At 30.4% G+C, this 16,911-nt stretch carries 15 protein-coding genes; all 15 read left to right on the top strand.

Annotated elements, in window-relative coordinates:
- Window positions 1-70: 70 nt before the first annotated feature.
- The 15 genes from tsaE (at window position 71) to orr (ending at window position 16,897) form a co-directional block, all read left to right on the top strand.
- The gene (gene tsaE, locus IC758_RS01325) at window positions 71-523 is read left to right on the top strand and encodes a tRNA (adenosine(37)-N6)-threonylcarbamoyltransferase complex ATPase subunit type 1 TsaE (protein WP_227434566.1); all 453 of its coding nucleotides are present in this window, start codon (window positions 71-73) and stop codon (window positions 521-523) included.
- The gene (gene tsaB, locus IC758_RS01330; protein WP_227483550.1) at window positions 523-1,239 is read left to right on the top strand and encodes a tRNA (adenosine(37)-N6)-threonylcarbamoyltransferase complex dimerization subunit type 1 TsaB; all 717 of its coding nucleotides are present in this window, start codon (window positions 523-525) and stop codon (window positions 1,237-1,239) included. The genes tsaE and tsaB overlap by 1 nt, the downstream gene beginning before the upstream one ends.
- Window positions 1,229-1,705, top strand: coding sequence for a ribosomal protein S18-alanine N-acetyltransferase (gene rimI, locus IC758_RS01335; protein WP_227824877.1), 477 nt, complete (start codon window positions 1,229-1,231; stop codon window positions 1,703-1,705). The genes tsaB and rimI overlap by 11 nt, the downstream gene beginning before the upstream one ends.
- Before the next feature lie 5 nt (window positions 1,706-1,710).
- Entirely contained in the window at window positions 1,711-2,727 is a 1,017-nt protein-coding gene (tsaD, locus tag IC758_RS01340; RefSeq protein WP_227434569.1) for a tRNA (adenosine(37)-N6)-threonylcarbamoyltransferase complex transferase subunit TsaD, read from the top strand.
- Between the two features lie 272 nt (window positions 2,728-2,999).
- Window positions 3,000-5,708, top strand: coding sequence for a 4-hydroxyphenylacetate decarboxylase large subunit (hpdB, locus tag IC758_RS01345; protein ID WP_227434570.1), 2,709 nt, complete (start codon window positions 3,000-3,002; stop codon window positions 5,706-5,708).
- 3 nt (window positions 5,709-5,711) lie between these two features.
- A complete protein-coding gene (gene hpdC, locus IC758_RS01350) occupies window positions 5,712-5,969 on the top strand; it encodes a 4-hydroxyphenylacetate decarboxylase small subunit (RefSeq protein ID WP_227860695.1) in 258 nt (85 codons plus the stop codon).
- Window positions 5,962-6,912: a 4-hydroxyphenylacetate decarboxylase activase gene (hpdA, locus tag IC758_RS01355; RefSeq protein ID WP_227434572.1), complete on the top strand. Its 951-nt coding sequence runs from the start codon at window positions 5,962-5,964 to the stop codon at window positions 6,910-6,912. The genes hpdC and hpdA overlap by 8 nt, the downstream gene beginning before the upstream one ends.
- A 427-nt stretch (window positions 6,913-7,339) precedes the next feature.
- Window positions 7,340-8,740 (top strand): sigma 54-interacting transcriptional regulator, encoded by a 1,401-nt coding sequence (locus IC758_RS01360; RefSeq protein WP_285894659.1) that lies wholly within the window; start codon window positions 7,340-7,342, stop codon window positions 8,738-8,740.
- A 215-nt stretch (window positions 8,741-8,955) separates the two neighbouring features.
- Window positions 8,956-10,023, top strand: coding sequence for a 2,4-diaminopentanoate dehydrogenase (gene ord / locus IC758_RS01365; protein WP_227434573.1), 1,068 nt, complete (start codon window positions 8,956-8,958; stop codon window positions 10,021-10,023).
- Between the two features lie 34 nt (window positions 10,024-10,057).
- Window positions 10,058-10,366 carry a 2-amino-4-oxopentanoate thiolase subunit OrtA gene (gene ortA / locus IC758_RS01370; RefSeq protein WP_227831446.1) on the top strand — a complete coding sequence of 103 codons (309 nt, stop codon included), beginning with the start codon at window positions 10,058-10,060 and terminating at the stop codon, window positions 10,364-10,366.
- On the top strand, window positions 10,359-11,789 hold the full coding sequence (gene ortB, locus IC758_RS01375) for a 2-amino-4-oxopentanoate thiolase subunit OrtB (RefSeq protein ID WP_227483548.1): 1,431 nt from the start codon (window positions 10,359-10,361) through the stop codon (window positions 11,787-11,789). The genes ortA and ortB overlap by 8 nt, the downstream gene beginning before the upstream one ends.
- A 77-nt stretch (window positions 11,790-11,866) precedes the next feature.
- Window positions 11,867-12,241, top strand: coding sequence for an ornithine aminomutase subunit alpha (locus IC758_RS01380; protein ID WP_227434576.1), 375 nt, complete (start codon window positions 11,867-11,869; stop codon window positions 12,239-12,241).
- Complete coding sequence (gene oraE, locus IC758_RS01385) at window positions 12,235-14,439, top strand: D-ornithine 4,5-aminomutase subunit OraE (protein ID WP_227831444.1); 2,205 nt, start codon at window positions 12,235-12,237, stop codon at window positions 14,437-14,439. The genes IC758_RS01380 and oraE overlap by 7 nt, the downstream gene beginning before the upstream one ends.
- Window positions 14,439-15,848, top strand: coding sequence for a GlmL-related ornithine degradation protein (locus IC758_RS01390; protein ID WP_227483546.1), 1,410 nt, complete (start codon window positions 14,439-14,441; stop codon window positions 15,846-15,848). The genes oraE and IC758_RS01390 overlap by 1 nt, the downstream gene beginning before the upstream one ends.
- Window positions 15,833-16,897, top strand: coding sequence for an ornithine racemase Orr (gene orr / locus IC758_RS01395; protein WP_227483545.1), 1,065 nt, complete (start codon window positions 15,833-15,835; stop codon window positions 16,895-16,897). The genes IC758_RS01390 and orr overlap by 16 nt, the downstream gene beginning before the upstream one ends.
- Window positions 16,898-16,911: the final 14 nt, after the last annotated feature.

Consider the following 16,911-nt stretch of genomic DNA (forward strand, 5'->3'; position numbering starts at 1 on the left):
GCTTATACTATAATTAATTAAGCAGTGATATAAATTCACACGACGATTATATCAAGATGGAGATGAATTAATGGCAAAAATATATTTAGAAAATGAAAGTAAAACTAGAGAAATAGGATATAAATTAGGTAAATTATTAAAAGAAGGTAGTGTAATTTGTTTAGTGGGGGATTTAGGAGCTGGAAAGACCACAATGACACAAAGCTTAGCAGACTCATTAGGTATAAATGATTATATAACAAGCCCAACTTTTACTATAATAAACGAATATGAAGGAAAAATACCTTTGTATCATTTTGATGTTTATAGAATTGGTAGTAGTGATGAAATGTATGATATTGGATATGATGAATATATAAATTCAAATGGAATCTGTATAATTGAATGGGGTAATTTAATAGAAGATATACTTCCAAAAGAATATTTAAACATAGAATTAAGGTACAAAGATGAAGGAAGAGAAATGATATTAACTCCAAAAGGAGATTATTATAAAAGTATAGTTGAGGAGTTGATTAAATAATGAAGATATTAGGTATAGATACATCTTCTATGGCAGCAAGTGTAGCAGTTGTTGAAGATGATAATTTAATCTGTGAGTTTACAGTAAATAACAAAAAAACTCATTCACAAAAGCTTATGCCAATGATAGAAAATATGTTGGATATAAGTGATTTAAACATAAAAGAGATGGATTTGTTAGCTATATGTATAGGCCCTGGTTCATTTACAGGTCTTAGAATAGGTATGGCTACAGTAAAAGCTATAGCCCATGTAAATAATCTACCAATAATAGCAGTAAATTCTTTAGAATCTTTAGCAGGTAATATGAATTTATGTGAAAGAAAAATATGCTCTATATTAGATGCACAAAAAAATCAGGTGTATTCAGCTAAATATAAGTTTGAAGATGGAGAGTTAATAGAGTTAGATAGTGTCGATGTTGTAGAATTTGAAACTTTACTAAAGGAAATTAAATCAAGTGATGAAGAATTTATAATAGTTGGAGAAGCTGTTTATAAATATAAGGATGAGCTAGAAAACGTAAAAAATATAAAGATACCTTCACCAGCTCATAATGTATCTAAAGCAGGAAGCTTATGTTCTGTAGCACTAAATAAATATAGTAAAAATATAGATGTACATACTTGTTATACAATAAACCCTATGTATATCAGAAAATCTCAGGCCGAAGTACAATATGACGAAAAAATGAAGAGGATAAATAATGAAAGATAATACAAAACAAATAATAGATGATGTAAAAATAGAAGAAATGACTATTAAAGATATAGATGAAGTTTTTGAAGTGGAAAAAAATTGTTTTGAAGATTATTGGTCAAAAGAATCTTTTAGAAAAGAGTTATCTAATGAAGTAGCAAAGTATATAGTAGCAAAACTAGATGGAAAAGTAGTTGGATATGTTGGAATTTGGCTTATACTTGATGAAGGTCATATAAATAATGTGGCTGTTCATAGTGACTATAGAGGCAAAAAAATAGGAGATAAGTTAATAAAAAGATTAGTTGATTTATGTAAAGATAATAATATTGCGTCTATGACATTAGAAGTTAGAGCATCAAATAAAATAGCACAAAATCTATATAGAAAATATGGATTTAAAATGGGTGGAATCAGAAAAGAATACTATAATGATAACAAAGAAGATGCAATTATAATGTGGAATCAATTAAAAGAGGTGTAGAGTTTATGGGTGATATAATAACATTAGCTATAGAGAGTAGCTGTGATGAAACAGCTGCATCAGTTTTAAAAAATGGTAGAGAAGTACTTTCAAACATAATCTCTACTCAAATAGAAACACATAAAAAGTTTGGCGGAGTAGTACCAGAGGTGGCTTCAAGAAAACACGTTGAAAATATTGATATAGTTGTTCAAGAAGCTTTAGATGGGGCAAATATAGGATTTAATGATATAGACCACATTGCAGTTACATATGGCCCAGGACTAGTAGGGGCTTTATTAGTAGGATTATCTTATGCTAAAGCACTTGCATATACATTGGATATTCCTCTTGTAGGAGTAAATCATATTGAAGGACATCTAAGTGCAAACTATATAGAGCATAAAGATTTAAAACCTCCTTTTATAACATTAATAGTATCTGGAGGTCATACTCACTTAGTAGAAGTTAAAGATTATGGTAAATATGAAATTTTAGGAAAGACTAGAGATGATGCATCTGGAGAAGCCTTTGATAAGATTTCAAGGGCTATGAATTTGGGGTATCCAGGAGGACCTATTATTGATAATTTAGCTAAAAAAGGGAATAAGCATGCTATAGAATTTCCAAGAGCTTATTTAGAAGATGATAGCTATGACTTTAGTTTTAGTGGTCTAAAATCTTCTGTATTAAATTATTTAAATGGAAAAAGGATGAAAAACGAAGAAATAGTAGTTGAAGATGTTGCTGCATCTTTTCAAGAAGCAGTAGTTGAAGTTTTAGCTACTAAAGCATTAAAAGCGACAAAAGATAAAGGTTATGATGTTATAACTCTTTCTGGTGGAGTTGCTTCCAACTCTGGTCTTAGAGCTAAAATAACAGAACTTGCAAAAGAGAGTGGAATTATAGTTAAATATCCTCCTTTAATTTTATGTACAGATAATGCTGCTATGATAGGTTGCGCAGGATATTATAATTTTATAAACAATAAAACACATGATATGAGTCTGAATGCAGTTCCGAATCTTAAGATAAACCAGTAATATAAACTAAGTTTAAAAATATATTGATCAAGTATTTTTATAAAATTAAATATAGTATATGTTAAAGCTTAAAACAAGACAATGGACAATCTTTATATTTTAATAAATCAGTAGGTTTTTAGATATTTAGATATAAGGTAAATTTATGGTCTAAAATGTTTTAAGTTTTATTTTTTTGTAGAAAGATTATTTTAGAAAGTGGGTAATAGACTCTTTTTTTCCCTTCTTAAAAAGTTTTATACTAAGTATAGAAAGTTTAAGGAGGGGAAGAAATGAGTCAAAGTAAAGAAGATAAAATAAGAAGTATTTTAGAAGCAAAAAATATTAAAGCAAATTTTCAAAATCAAGAAAATTTAGATGAACTTAGTGAAAAAAAAGCAAGTAAAAGAGCAGATGATTTATTGAATGTATATTACAATACATTGTCTACAGCTGATATGGAATTTCCATATTGGTACAATAGAGAATATAGAAAATCAGATGGGGATATAGCAGTAGTTAGAAGAGCTAAAGCTCTTAAAGCTGCTTTTTCTCATATGACACCAAATATAATACCTGGTGAGAAGATAGTAATGCAAAAAACACGCCATTATAGAGGTTCTTTCCCAATGCCTTGGGTAAGTGAAAGTTTCTTTGTTGCTCAGGGAGAACAAATGAAAGAAGAAGCAAAGAAATTAGCTAGTAATACAGCAGATGAGCTTACAAAATTTGGTTCTGGTGGAGGAAATGTAACTGAAAGTTTTGGAAATGTTGTTTCAATAGCTGGTAAATTTGGAATGAGAAAAGAAGAAGTACCTGTTCTTGTAAAAATGGCAAAGGAATGGGTTGGAAAATCAGTTGAAGATTTAGGATTTCACTATGAAAAGATGATGCCAGATTATGATTTAAAAGAAAATTTAATGAGTACACTTATATGTATGTTTGATTCAGGATATACACTTCCTCAAGGTAGAGAAGTTATAAACTATTTTTATCCTTTAAATTATGGATTAGATGGAATTATAGAAATGGCAAAAGAATGTAAAAAAGCAGTTGCAGGAAATGCATCTGGAGATGGGCTTATCGGAATGGATCGTCTATATTTTTATGAAGCTGTTATTCAAGTCATTGAAGGGTTACAAGCTTGGATTTTAAACTATGCAAAACATGCAAAATATTTAGAGAGTATAGAAACAGATTTAGAATCAAAAAAAGAATATTCAGATTTAGTAGAGATATTAGAACATATTGCACATAAACAACCTCGTACATTTAGAGAAGCTCTTCAATTGACTTATACAATTCATATAGCATCAGTAAATGAAGATGCTATATCTGGTATGTCTATAGGTCGTTTTGGTCAAATTTTATATCCTTGGTATGAACAGGATATGGAAAAAGGACTAATTACAAAAGAAGAAGTTATTGAATTATTAGAACTTTATAGAATAAAAATCACTTGTATTGACTGTTTTGCTTCAGCAGGTGTAAATGGAGGAGTCTTATCAGGAAATACATTCAATACTTTATCTATAGGTGGGTTAAGAGAAGATGGTTCTACAGGAGCTAATGAATTAGAAGAATTATTATTAGAGGCAAGTATGAGATGTAGAACTCCTCAGCCTAGCTTAACTATGTTATATGATGAAAAACTTCCAGAAGATTTTTTAATGAAAGCTGTTGAATGTACAAAACTTGGTTCTGGTTATCCAGCATGGGTAAACAATTCAAATGGGACAACATTTATGATGAAGCAATTTGCTGATGAAGGAATGACTGTTGAAGAAGCTAGAGCATTTGCATTAGGTGGATGTCTGGAAACATCTCCAGGATGCTGGAAACAACTGACTTTAAATGGAAAGACATATTCTATTGCAGGTGGAGCAGGACAATCTGCTGGTTCTGGAGTTCACTTTATTGCTAATCCTAAAATATTAGAACTTGTTCTTATGAATGGTAAAGACCATCGTATGAATATACAAGTATTTGAACCTCATAATAAGCCATTAGATACTTATGAAGAAGTTGTAGAAGTATTTAAAGACTATTATAAACAAGCAATAAATGTTCTTGAGAGAGCAAATAATATTGAGTTAGATATATGGAGAAAGTTTGATACTTCTATAATAAATTCTCTATTAAAACCAGACTGTTTAGATAAAGGTCAACATATAGGAAATATGGGATATCGTTATAATGCAACATTAAATGTAGAAACTTGTGGAACTGTTACTATGGTTAACTCATTTGCTGCACTTAAAAAACTTGTATATGATGACAAAGCTTTTACAGTTGAAGAAATGAAGGATGCTGTATTAAATAATTTTGGATTTAAAGATGCATTAGAAGTTGGTAATTATTCTATGGCAGACCAAGTAAAAGTGGATAAGACTGGCAAATATGATGCTATTTATAAGGCCTGTCTTGATGCACCTAAATATGGAAACAATGATTTGTATGCAGATATGATTCTTAAAAATTATGAAATATGGCTAGCAAAAGTGTGTGAAGAAGCACAATCTTTATATGCTAAAAAAATGTATCCTTGTCAAATTTCTGTATCTACACATGGACCACAAGGAGCTGCTACTTTAGCTACCCCAGATGGTAGATTAAGTGGGACAACATATTCAGATGGTTCAGTTTCTGCATATGCAGGAACAGATAAAAATGGTGTGTATGCATTATTTGAATCTGCGACTATTTGGGATCAAGCAGTAGTTCAAAATTCTCAAATGAATTTAAAACTTCATCCTACAACTATTAGAGGACAACAGGGAACAAAAAAACTGTTAGATTTAACAAGAAGTTACTTGAGAAAAGGTGGATTCCATATTCAATACAATGTTGTGGACTCAGAAACTTTGAAAGACGCACAAAAAAATCCTGATAATTATCGTCAACTAATGGTACGTGTTGCTGGATTTACTCAATACTGGTGTGAACTAGGTAAACCAATACAAGATGAAGTAATTGCTAGAACAGAGTATGAAGGGGTGTAAAATATGAGAAAACATAGTGATTGTATGAATTTTTGCGCAGTAGATGCGACTAAAGGGATTTGTAGATTATCAAAACAAATGATTAATTTAGATGATGAAGCATGTTCAGAAATAAAAGTAATGCCAAAATGTAAAAATTGTAAAAATTTTGTTAATGCTAATGATGAAGGTATAGGTAAATGTGTTGGGCTAGAGAATGAAGATTGGGTATACTCAACATTAAACGCAATTACTTGTGAAGGGCATGTGTTTAATGAATAGTCAAAGACAATTAGAAGGAATGATTTTTGATATACAAAGCTTTTCAGTTCATGATGGGCCAGGTTGTAGAACAACTGTGTTTTTAAATGGATGTCCACTTAGTTGTAAGTGGTGTGCAAATCCTGAAAGTTGGACTGTTAGACCACATATGATGTTTAGTGAGTTGTCTTGTCAATATGAAAATGGATGTACTGTATGTCATGGTAAATGTAAAAATGGTGCATTGAGTTTTGACCTTGACAATAAGCCAGTCATAGATTGGGGCATATGTAAGAATTGTGAGAGTTTTGAATGTGTCAACTCGTGTTATTATAATGCGTTTAAATTATGTGCAAAGCCATATACTGTAGAGGAACTTGTAAAGGTGATTAAGCGTGATTCTAATAACTGGAGAAGTAATGGAGGAGTAACATTTAGTGGAGGAGAGCCACTACTTCAACATGAATTTTTACATGAAGTGCTATTAAAATGTCATGAAACAAATGTGCACACTGCTATTGAAACGAGTGCATGTGTTTCAAATGAAATTTTTAATAATATATTTAAGGATATCGACTTTGCATTTATTGATATAAAACATATGGATAGAGAAAAGCATAAGGAACAAACAGGTGTGTATAATGATTTAGTATTAGAAAACATATCAAATCTTGTGAACTCTGACTGGGGTGGAAGATTAGTACTTAGAGTACCAGTTATTTCAGGATTTAATGATAGTATAGAAAATATAAATGATATTATATCTTTTATGCATAAAAATAATTTAGTAGAAATTAATCTGTTACCATTTCATAGACTAGGAGAGTCAAAATGGATTCAATTAGGTAAAGAATATGAGTATTCTGATAAAGGAGATGTTGATGAAGAGCATCTTGAAGAATTACAGGACATATTTTTAGATAATGGCATAGCCTGTTATGTTGGGCATGAGACTGCTTTTTAGAAATAAATATTATGAAAATTAAATATTAGTTTGTAGAATCGAGTTATCGCATGAGTAAATTAAATTTGTTCTGTGATAGCTCTTTTTTACGTATTTTAATTAAGTATATTTTAACTTGTTTTATATAAAGTTTATATTTTAAGTTAAAAATATGTACGAGAATAAAGGTATACAAATACTCTTTTTTAGATAATATTTGAGTATAAATAATATATTTAGAATGTTTTTTTTAATAAGGAAATATCAACAAAAGGGAAAATACTAAGAATATAACCATTACTATTCATGCTTTACTATGTAGTTCATCAAGTATTAATTAAAAATATAATGGACATAAAAAATATCATAAATATGTGATAAGATAAATATATAGAAATATTTTACTTATTTTTGGGTTGTTATATATTTAGGTACTGGGGTGATATAGTTGAACCAAGAAATATTTTTTAAAGTAATGAATGAAATATTGGAAAATATTGATGAAGGGGTACATTTTGTTAATAAAGAAGGGAAAACTATAATCTACAATGATTCTGTACAAAAAATGGAAAAAATGAATAGACATGATGTTTTAACTAATTCATTTTTTGATATAGTCAGCAAAATGAAAATAAATAGAAGTACACTAGTAGAAGTTTTGGAAAAAAGGGAAATTATTAAAGACAATATTCAAAAATATCTAGATAAAAATGGAAAAGAAATAACAGCAATAAATACTACGATACCAATTGATATTAAAGGAGAATTTGTAGGGGCACTTGAAATATCAAAGAATATGACAACTATAGAAAATTTATTAAACAGAAGCTATAAAAAAAATTTAATTAATAAAGTTGACAATAAACAAAAAAAGGGCTATGAATTTGATGATATTTTAGGGGAAAGTAATCTGATTAAAGAGGCAATAGCAAAATCTAAGAAAGCTTGTAAGTCTGATGCCTCAGTATTTATATATGGTGAAACTGGGACAGGCAAAGAGCTATTTAGCCAGTCCATTCACTATGGAAGTAATAGAAAAAATTATCCATTTATAGCACAAAATTGTGCAGCTTTACCAGAATCATTATTCGAAGGAATACTATTTGGAACTGCTAAGGGAGGATTTACAGGGGCAATAGACAGGCCAGGTTTATTTGAGCAAGCTAACAAAGGGACATTATTATTAGATGAAATAAACTCCATGCCTATTATGTTACAGGCTAAATTGCTAAGAGTTTTGCAGGAAGGTTATGTAAGAAGAGTTGGAGGGACTAAGGATATACCTGTTGATGTAAGAATTATTGCAACAACAAATGAAAGTCCAAAAGTTATTTTAAATGAGAATAAAATGAGAAAAGATTTATATTATAGGCTTAACATAATAGATATAAAAATTCCTCCTCTTAGAGATAGAAAAGAGGATATATCTGTATTATGCAAAAAATTTATTTCAAAGTATAATAAAAAGTTAAATAAAAAAGTAGTAGGTATTTCAGATGAAGCTATCAGGGTTTTAAAAAATTATGACTGGCAAGGGAACATAAGAGAACTAGAAAACATAATTTATTGTACTATGAGTATGATGGAAAACGAGATACAAATAGAAACAAGCATGATTAATTTAAATGACTATTACAATCTTAAAGAGAATAAAGAGGGGAATACTTATTCTTTAAATGATTTAGAGAATAAGACACTTAATAATGTTCTCAGTGAGATAGAAGAGAAGTATATATATGAATCATTAGAAAAGGCATCATATAATATAACTAAGGCTGCATCAATTTTAGGTATGAATAGGCAAAATTTACAATATAAAATAAAAAAATATAATATTAAAGTCCTATAAAGAAGTAAAATAAAGGCGCAAAATTATTAAAAAAGAGCAAATTTTTTTGCTCTTTTTTTATTTCTCAGAAAAAATATTATTTTTTATTTATGAAAATACATAACAAGATAATTATAGTTTCAACGTTCTAATAAATATTTATTTTTGTTTTGAAGTTGGCACGATTCATGCTTTAACTAATAATTAAGAATATAAATTTTTAGGAGGGTGTATATATGAGAAAAGTAAGAGTTGGTATATGGGGATTTGGAGCTATGGGGATAGGCATGGCTAATATGATTTTAAAAAAAGAAGGTATAGAAATAGTATCTGTTTGCAGTAGAAGTACTTCAGGTAAAAGTATGTATGATGTCCTAGGAATTGAAAGAGGAGAAAGAACAGAAGTTATTATCAATGGAAATTATGAAGAAGTTTTTAAAGAAAAAAGTGTAGATGTTGTTTTATTAGCAACTGATTCATTTACTAAAAAGGCTTTTGATAAAATAATGTTCTTATTAAATAGAAAAATAAATGTTATATCAACAGCAGAACAAATGGCATATCCACAAGCTGATGATGCAGACTTGGCTAAGAAAATGGATGAAGTTGCAAAAGAGAATGGAGTAAGTATTCTTGGAACAGGAATCAATCCAGGGTTTGTACTAGATTTACTAGTATTAGCGCTTTCAGGTACTTGTGAAGAAGTTAATAGTATAAAAGCGAAGAGGGTAAATGATTTATCACCATTTGGAAAATCTGTTATGGTAGAACAAGGTGTTGGAGTAACAAAAGAAGAGTTCATAAAAGGTGTAGAAAATAATACTATAGCAGGTCATGTAGGATTTGTAGAATCAATAAATATGATAGCTGATGGATTAGGGTGGAAACTAGATAAGATAGAACAAACAAAAGAACCAATAATGACTACAGTAGATAGAAAATCTAAGTACGGAGAGGCATTGGCTGGAAATGTTGCTGGTTGTAGACAATGTGGATATGGATATGTAAATGGAGATGTTTTAATTGAAATGGAGCATCCACAACAGATAATACCTGAAGCAGAAGGTATTAAAACAGGAGACTATGTATCAATAAAAGGGATACCAAATATTGATTTACAAATAAATCCTGAAATACCTGGAGGGGTAGGTACTTATGCAATGATAGTAAACTCTATTCCATTAATAATAAATGCTAGACCAGGCCTTAAAACTATGTTGGATATACCAGTACCTAGAGCAATAATGGGAGATATAAGAAATCAGATAGAAATTGAGTTAGAAGAAGAGTCAAAAGCAAATTAATAAAATAACAGTTAGCTGATAAGGGGATGAAAAAATGGATGCTAAAATTAATGATTGGGTTATTATACACAATATAGTGTTGACTCCAGAAGAAAGAGCTCCACAAGTTCCAGAGGATACTAAGAAAGTATCCTTAGAAATGTGGGTTAAAGGGTTTATACAAAAGGATGCCTCTATAGGTGATTTAGTAGAAGTTAAAACAATTACGGGTAGACTTGTAAAAGGTGATTTACTTAAAGTAAATCCATATTATACTCATGATTATGGTAAATGTATACCTGAGTTACTCCAAATAGGAATACAGGCTAAAGAAATATTATTTGGAGGTGTATATAATGAATAATGCAGCATCAATGAAAGATATGAGCTATCAAGCTGTCATGGGAAGAAACAATGAAATAATGAAAAACGCAATTGGATTGGATTACTCATCTTTTGAACAAGAAGGAATAGGATTTGACTATGAAAAAATGATGGGTGAAACAGGATATACATTACAAGATATTGAAGCAATTCAATCACAATATGCTGTTGGAAATACTCCTATAATAGAACTTAAAAATTTAACTAAGTTGGCCAGAAGATGTGCTCCAGAAGGTAAAGGTGCTAGAATATTTGTAAAAGATGAAGCAATGAATGCATCTGGTAGTTTTAAAGCAAGAAGAGCAGCTACTGCAGTATATCATGCTAAAAAAATGGGATATAAAGGTGTAATAGCAGCTACTAGTGGTAACTATGGAGCAGCTGTAGCATCTCAGGCAGCAATGCAGGGTTTAAAATGTATAATAGTTCAAGAATGTTATGATTCTAATGGTCTAGGTCAACCTGAGATTATAGAGAAAGCAAGAAAATGTGAGGCATATGGTGCAGAAGTTATTCAATTAACTGTTGGACCAGAATTATTTTATACATTCTTAGTCCTACTAGAAGAAACAAGCTATTTTAACGCATCGTTATATTCACCATTTGGAATTGCAGGTGTAGAAACTTTAGGATATGAGCTAGCTATTCAATTTAGAGAAAAATATAAAAAAGACCCTGATGTAGTTGTTTGTACAAATGCAGGTGGAGGTAATCTCACTGGAACAGCAAGAGGACTAATAAAAGCTGGTTCTCTTAACACAAAAGTAGTTGGAGCAAGTGTTGATTTAAAAGGATTACACATGGCTAGTGATAGTCAATTTAATAAAAAATCATTTACAACAGGACATACAGGTTTTGGTATACCATTCTGTACATGGCCTGATAGGTCAGATGTACCTAGGTCTGCAGCTAGACCACTTAGATATATGGACAGATATGTGTTAGTAAAACAAGGAGAAGTTTTCTATACAACTGAATTATTGGCACAGTTGGAAGGTATAGAAAGAGGACCTGCTGGAAATACATCTTTAGCAGCAGCATTTTCCTTAGCACAAGAATTGGATGAAGATAAAGTTGTAGTAGTACAAGAGACAGAGTATACAGGTGCAGGTAAACACATATGTCCACAGCTTACATTTGCAAAAGAAAATGGAATAGATATAAAATTTGGAAATCCAAGAGAAGAAATTGCAGGAGTAAACTTAATATTACCAGAAAGACCAGAATTATTAAAATGTGTTGATATCGACATAAATAAAATAAGAAAATCATTTATAAAAAATTGTATATCTCATAATGGTATTGATGATGTTAATAGTCTAAGTAATGAAGATATAGAGTTTCTAATGAAAGAAGTAAAAAGTTCAAGAGATTTTGTTATTGATACGTTAGATAATTTATAATAATTACTATTTTTTAATTTAACATGAAATGAATAGTTGGAAAATTCACTTAAATTAATATGAATGGGGGAATGTTCATGAAAAAAAGAGAGGATGATTTTGAGGTTAGAAGAAAACATCTTCAGAAATTGAGCGATGATGAGTTAAAAGAAAGATTTTGGAGTTTAGCTGCCCAGATAGTAGAACCAATGATAGACCTTGGCAAAAAGAATACAACGCCATCAATAGAAAGGTCTGTTTTGTTAAGAATGGGATTTTCTTCTCTTGAGGTAAAACCTATTTTAGAAGGTGTTATGGAAAGAGGTCTTATAGGTAAGGGAGCAGGGCATGTAGTTTATAAGCTTGCTAAATCTAAAAATATATCAGTTAGAGAAGCTGGTTTATTATTAGTTAATGGTGAATATTGGGATGAAGTTACATGTTTATTTAGAGAAGGGGTAGAATCATGTTAAAGGAAAATAAAAAATTAGATATAGACTATATATTAAAAGATTTGGATAAATATAAACCAAAAAGAAGAGGTTGGGTTTGGAGAGAACACTTGGAAAATCTTGAAATGGGACCTTTTGAATATAAAGACTGTACAAAACCTTTAAAGAAGAGTGTAGGGTTACCATCATCTAAATATTTTAATAATATAGACCCTCAACCAAGCCCAATTATTACTACTGAAATAGCTTCTGGAAGATTTGAAGATGATATAAGAAGAATGAGGATGGCAGCTCATCACGGTGCTGACCACTTAATGGTCATTAGAACTGCTGGGCAATCACATTTTGACGGACTTATAGAAGGAACCCCTCAAGGTATAGGAGGTGTTCCAATAACAAGAAAACAAGTAAGAGCTCAAAGAAAAGCTCTTGACTTTATAGAAGAAGAAGTTGGTAGACCTATTAATTACCATTCATATGTAAGTGGTGTTGCGGGTCCTGAAGTAGCAGTAATGTTTGCTGAAGAAGGGGTCAATGGAGCACATCAAGACCCACAATATAATGTTCTATATAGAAATATAAACATGGTAAGATCTTTTGTAGATGCTTGTGAAGCTAAGCAAATAATGGCTTTTGCAAATATAGCTCAAATAGATGGAGCACATAATGCTAATGCTACGGCTAGAGAAGCATGGAAGGTAATGCCTGAACTTATGGTTCAACACGCTTTAAATTCTATATTTTCAGAAAAAATAGGAATAGATAAAAGTAATATATGCTTATCAACAGTGCCACCAACAGCCCCTCCAGCACCATGTTTAAGAATAGACTTACCTTATGCTGTTGCACTTAGAGAATTATTTAGTGATTATAAGATGAGAGCTCAAATGAATACTAAATATATGGAATCATCAACTAGAGAAGCAACAGTTACTCATGTATTAAATTTATTAACATCAGTACTAACTAGAGCTGACATACAATCAACTATAACACCTGACGAAGGTAGAAATGTACCTTGGCATATATACAACATAGAAGCATGTGATACAGCAAAGCAAGCTTTAGTTGGCATGGATGGTCTTATGGATATGATAGAACTTAAGGATGTTGGAGAATTAAGATACAAAGCAAGAGAGCTTAAAGAAAGAGCTGTACTATATATGGAAGAAATCTTTGAAGTTGGAGGATATTTTGAATCAGTAGAACAAGGATTCTTCGTTGACTCAGGAAATTATCCAGAAAGAAATGGTGATGGTATATCTAGAAAAATAAAAGGCGGAGTTGGTGAGGGTACTGTTTATGAAAGAGATAAAGATTATTTAGCACCTGTAACTGCTCACTTTGGATACAATAATGTAGCTCAATATGATGAAAAAGCTATAGATAATCCATCAATATTAATAGATGGATGTACATTTGAAAATCCAAACAAAATAATATATATCGATGAACTTGATGATTTTGATAATGTAGAAAATAGACTAAAAGAATCAGAGGAATACAGAGGTGGAACTAAAATCAAACCTGAAATGGAATGGTGTGCAGATGGAATTGTGATGATAACAATGATGCTTCCTACTGATAAAAGAACAGCTGAGTTTGCAGCATTGGAATTTGTCAAAAAAATGAATTTACAAGAAGTTGAAGTTATAAGTAGAGAAGTTATGCATGAATCCGAAGGCACTAGGATAGAAGTGAAGGGAAGAGTTCCATTTGATATAGATTTAAATGACTTAGTAATACCAGAAGAACCTAAAGTACTAACTGATGAAGAAATAAGAGCAGATATAGAAGAAAAGCCTATGAAAATAGTTTCAGCTACAGTTGGAGAAGACGAACACTCAGTTGGTTTAAGAGAAATAATAGATATAAAACATGGTGGTATTGAAAAATATGGTATAGAATGTCATTACTTGGGAACTTCTGTACCTGTAGAAAAATTAGTAGACGCAGCAATAGAGCTAAATGCAGATGCAATACTTGCATCTACAATAATAAGTCATGATGATATTCATTATAAAAATATGAAGAAATTACACGATTATTGTGTAGAAAAAGGTATAAGAGATAAAGTAATGATTGCTTGTGGAGGAACACAGGTAACACCTGAAATAGCCATTGAACAAGGAATAGATGCTGGATTTGGAAGAAACAGCAAAGGTATACATGTAGCCACTTTCTTAGTTGAAAAAAGAAGAGAAATGAATAATAAATAATGGAGAATAAAAAAGTTTCTTTAAAAATAGATGTGTTGGTAGCTGAAATAGGAAGTACTACCACTGTAGTAAACGCTTTCCATAATATTGATTCTGATAATCCTGTATTTTCGGGTCAAGGTCAGGCTCCAACAACAGTATTTGAAGGTGGCGATGTAAGAAATGGCTTATCGGGTGCTATTAAAGATTTAGCTAATAAATTATCTGTAGATGATATAAAGTATAATGATATGTTTGCAACTTCTAGTGCAGCTGGTGGATTAAAAATGACTGTTCATGGATTAGTGTATGATATGACAGTAAAAGCAGCTAAAGAAGCTGCTCTAGGAGCTGGAGCTGTTATTCGTCAAGTAACATCAGGTAGAATTAAAAGAACTGATTTAAAGAAAATAAAAGAAATAAATCCCAACATAATCTTAATAGCTGGTGGAGTTGACTATGGAGAAAGAGATACAGCTATTTATAATGCTGAAATGATAGCTTCTATGAGTTTAGGTATACCAGTTATATATGCTGGTAATGTTGAAAATCAAGAAGAAGTAAGGTTAATATTTGAAGATACGAATTATAAGCTTTATATAACAGAAAATGTATACCCTAAAATAGATTTATTGAATATAGAACCTACAAGAAAAATCATTCAAGGTGTGTTTGAAGACCACATAACTACAGCGCCAGGAATGAGGTATATCAAAGAAATGGTTAATGAAAATATTACCCCAACTCCAGGGGCTGTAATGGAAGCTTCTAAACTTTTATATAAAAATATTGGAGATTTATTAACTCTAGATGTAGGTGGAGCAACTACTGATGTGCATTCTGTTACATATGGGAGTGACTATATTAATAAAATATTAGTTAATCCTGAACCTGTAGCTAAGAGAAGTGTTGAGGGAGATTTAGGTGTATATGTAAATATGAAAAATATAGTAGAAGTTATAGGTAAAGAAAATTTACAAAATGAATTATCTATAGATATTGATAAAGTAATAGATAATTATCCACCAATACCAAAATCAAAAGAAGAAATATTATTTGTGGAGAGATTGACAAAAGAAGCTGTTATTAAAGCTATGTTAAGGCATTCAGGGAAAATAAGAAATATTTATGGAACAACTGGAAAAACCAAAATTGCAGAAGGAAAAGATTTAACAGAAGTAAGATATATAGTGGGTACAGGGGGAGCACTTACTAGGCTCCCTAGTAGAATTAAAATATTAGATGGTATAACTAAATACAATAAAAATAAAGAATTACTATTTCCAAAGGAAAAAACAAAGATATTGATAGATAATGACTATATTATGGCATCTATGGGGGTTTTATCTAAAAAATACGAAGAAGCATCTCTTAAGCTCCTACTAAAAAGTTTAAACTTCAAGGAGGAAAGACTATGTACCCTAGATTAGAAATAGATATAGAAAAATTAAGACATAATGCTAAAGTAATTTTACAGAGTTGTCATGAAAGAAACATTAAAGTATCTTTCGTAACTAAATCATTTTGTGCACGAAAAGAAATAGTAGAAGCAGTATATAATGAAGGAATAGATCATATAGCAGATTCAAGAATACAAAACTTAAAAAAGTTACAAAATATAAATTTACCTAAAATACTAATTAGAATACCCATGATAAGTGAACTAGAAGAAGTTATCAATTATTGTGATATAAGTTTTAACTCAGAATTAGAAACTATAAAGAAATTAAATGAATTATGTGAAAGTAAAAATATTATTCATAATATAGTTCTTATGTTTGACTTAGGAGATTTACGAGAAGGGTATTTTTATGAAGAAGACCTCTTTAATAGTATAAAAGAGATAGTAAAACTAAAAAATATTAAAATAATTGGTATAGCTACAAACTTAACTTGTTATGGAGCTATTATACCATCTAAAGAAAATACAGGTAGGCTAGTAAGTATAGCTCAAAAGATAGAAGGTAAATTTGGAATAAATCTAGAAATAGTATCAGGAGGTAATTCAAGTTCTATACATTTAATGACAAGTAATAATATGCCAGAAGGTATTAATAATTTGAGAATAGGTGAATCTATTTTACTTGGTAGAGAAACGGCATACGGTAAAAATATAAATGGGACATATCAAGATGTATTCAAATTAATATGTCAAATAGTTGAATGTAAAGAAAAACCATCAGTTCCTATTGGAGAAATAGGAGTTGATGCGTTTAGAAATAAACCTGTTTATGAAGATAAAGGAATCTTAAAAAGGGCAATTATAGCCATAGGTAAGCAGGACATAAATATTGACTCTTTAATTCCAATAGACACTGATATAGAGATATTAGGGGCAAGTTCAGACCACATGATATTAGATGTAAGTAATACAAAATGTGATTATAAATTAGGCGACAATGTAGATTTTTTATTAACTTATGGAGGTATCATGTCATCTAGTACAAGCGAATATGTTTCAAAGAAAATTATAGTATAGTGTTCAAATAATTA

This window comes from Clostridioides sp. ES-W-0016-02 (assembly GCF_020641035.1).
Classification (GTDB): Bacteria; Bacillota; Clostridia; order Peptostreptococcales; family Peptostreptococcaceae; genus Clostridioides.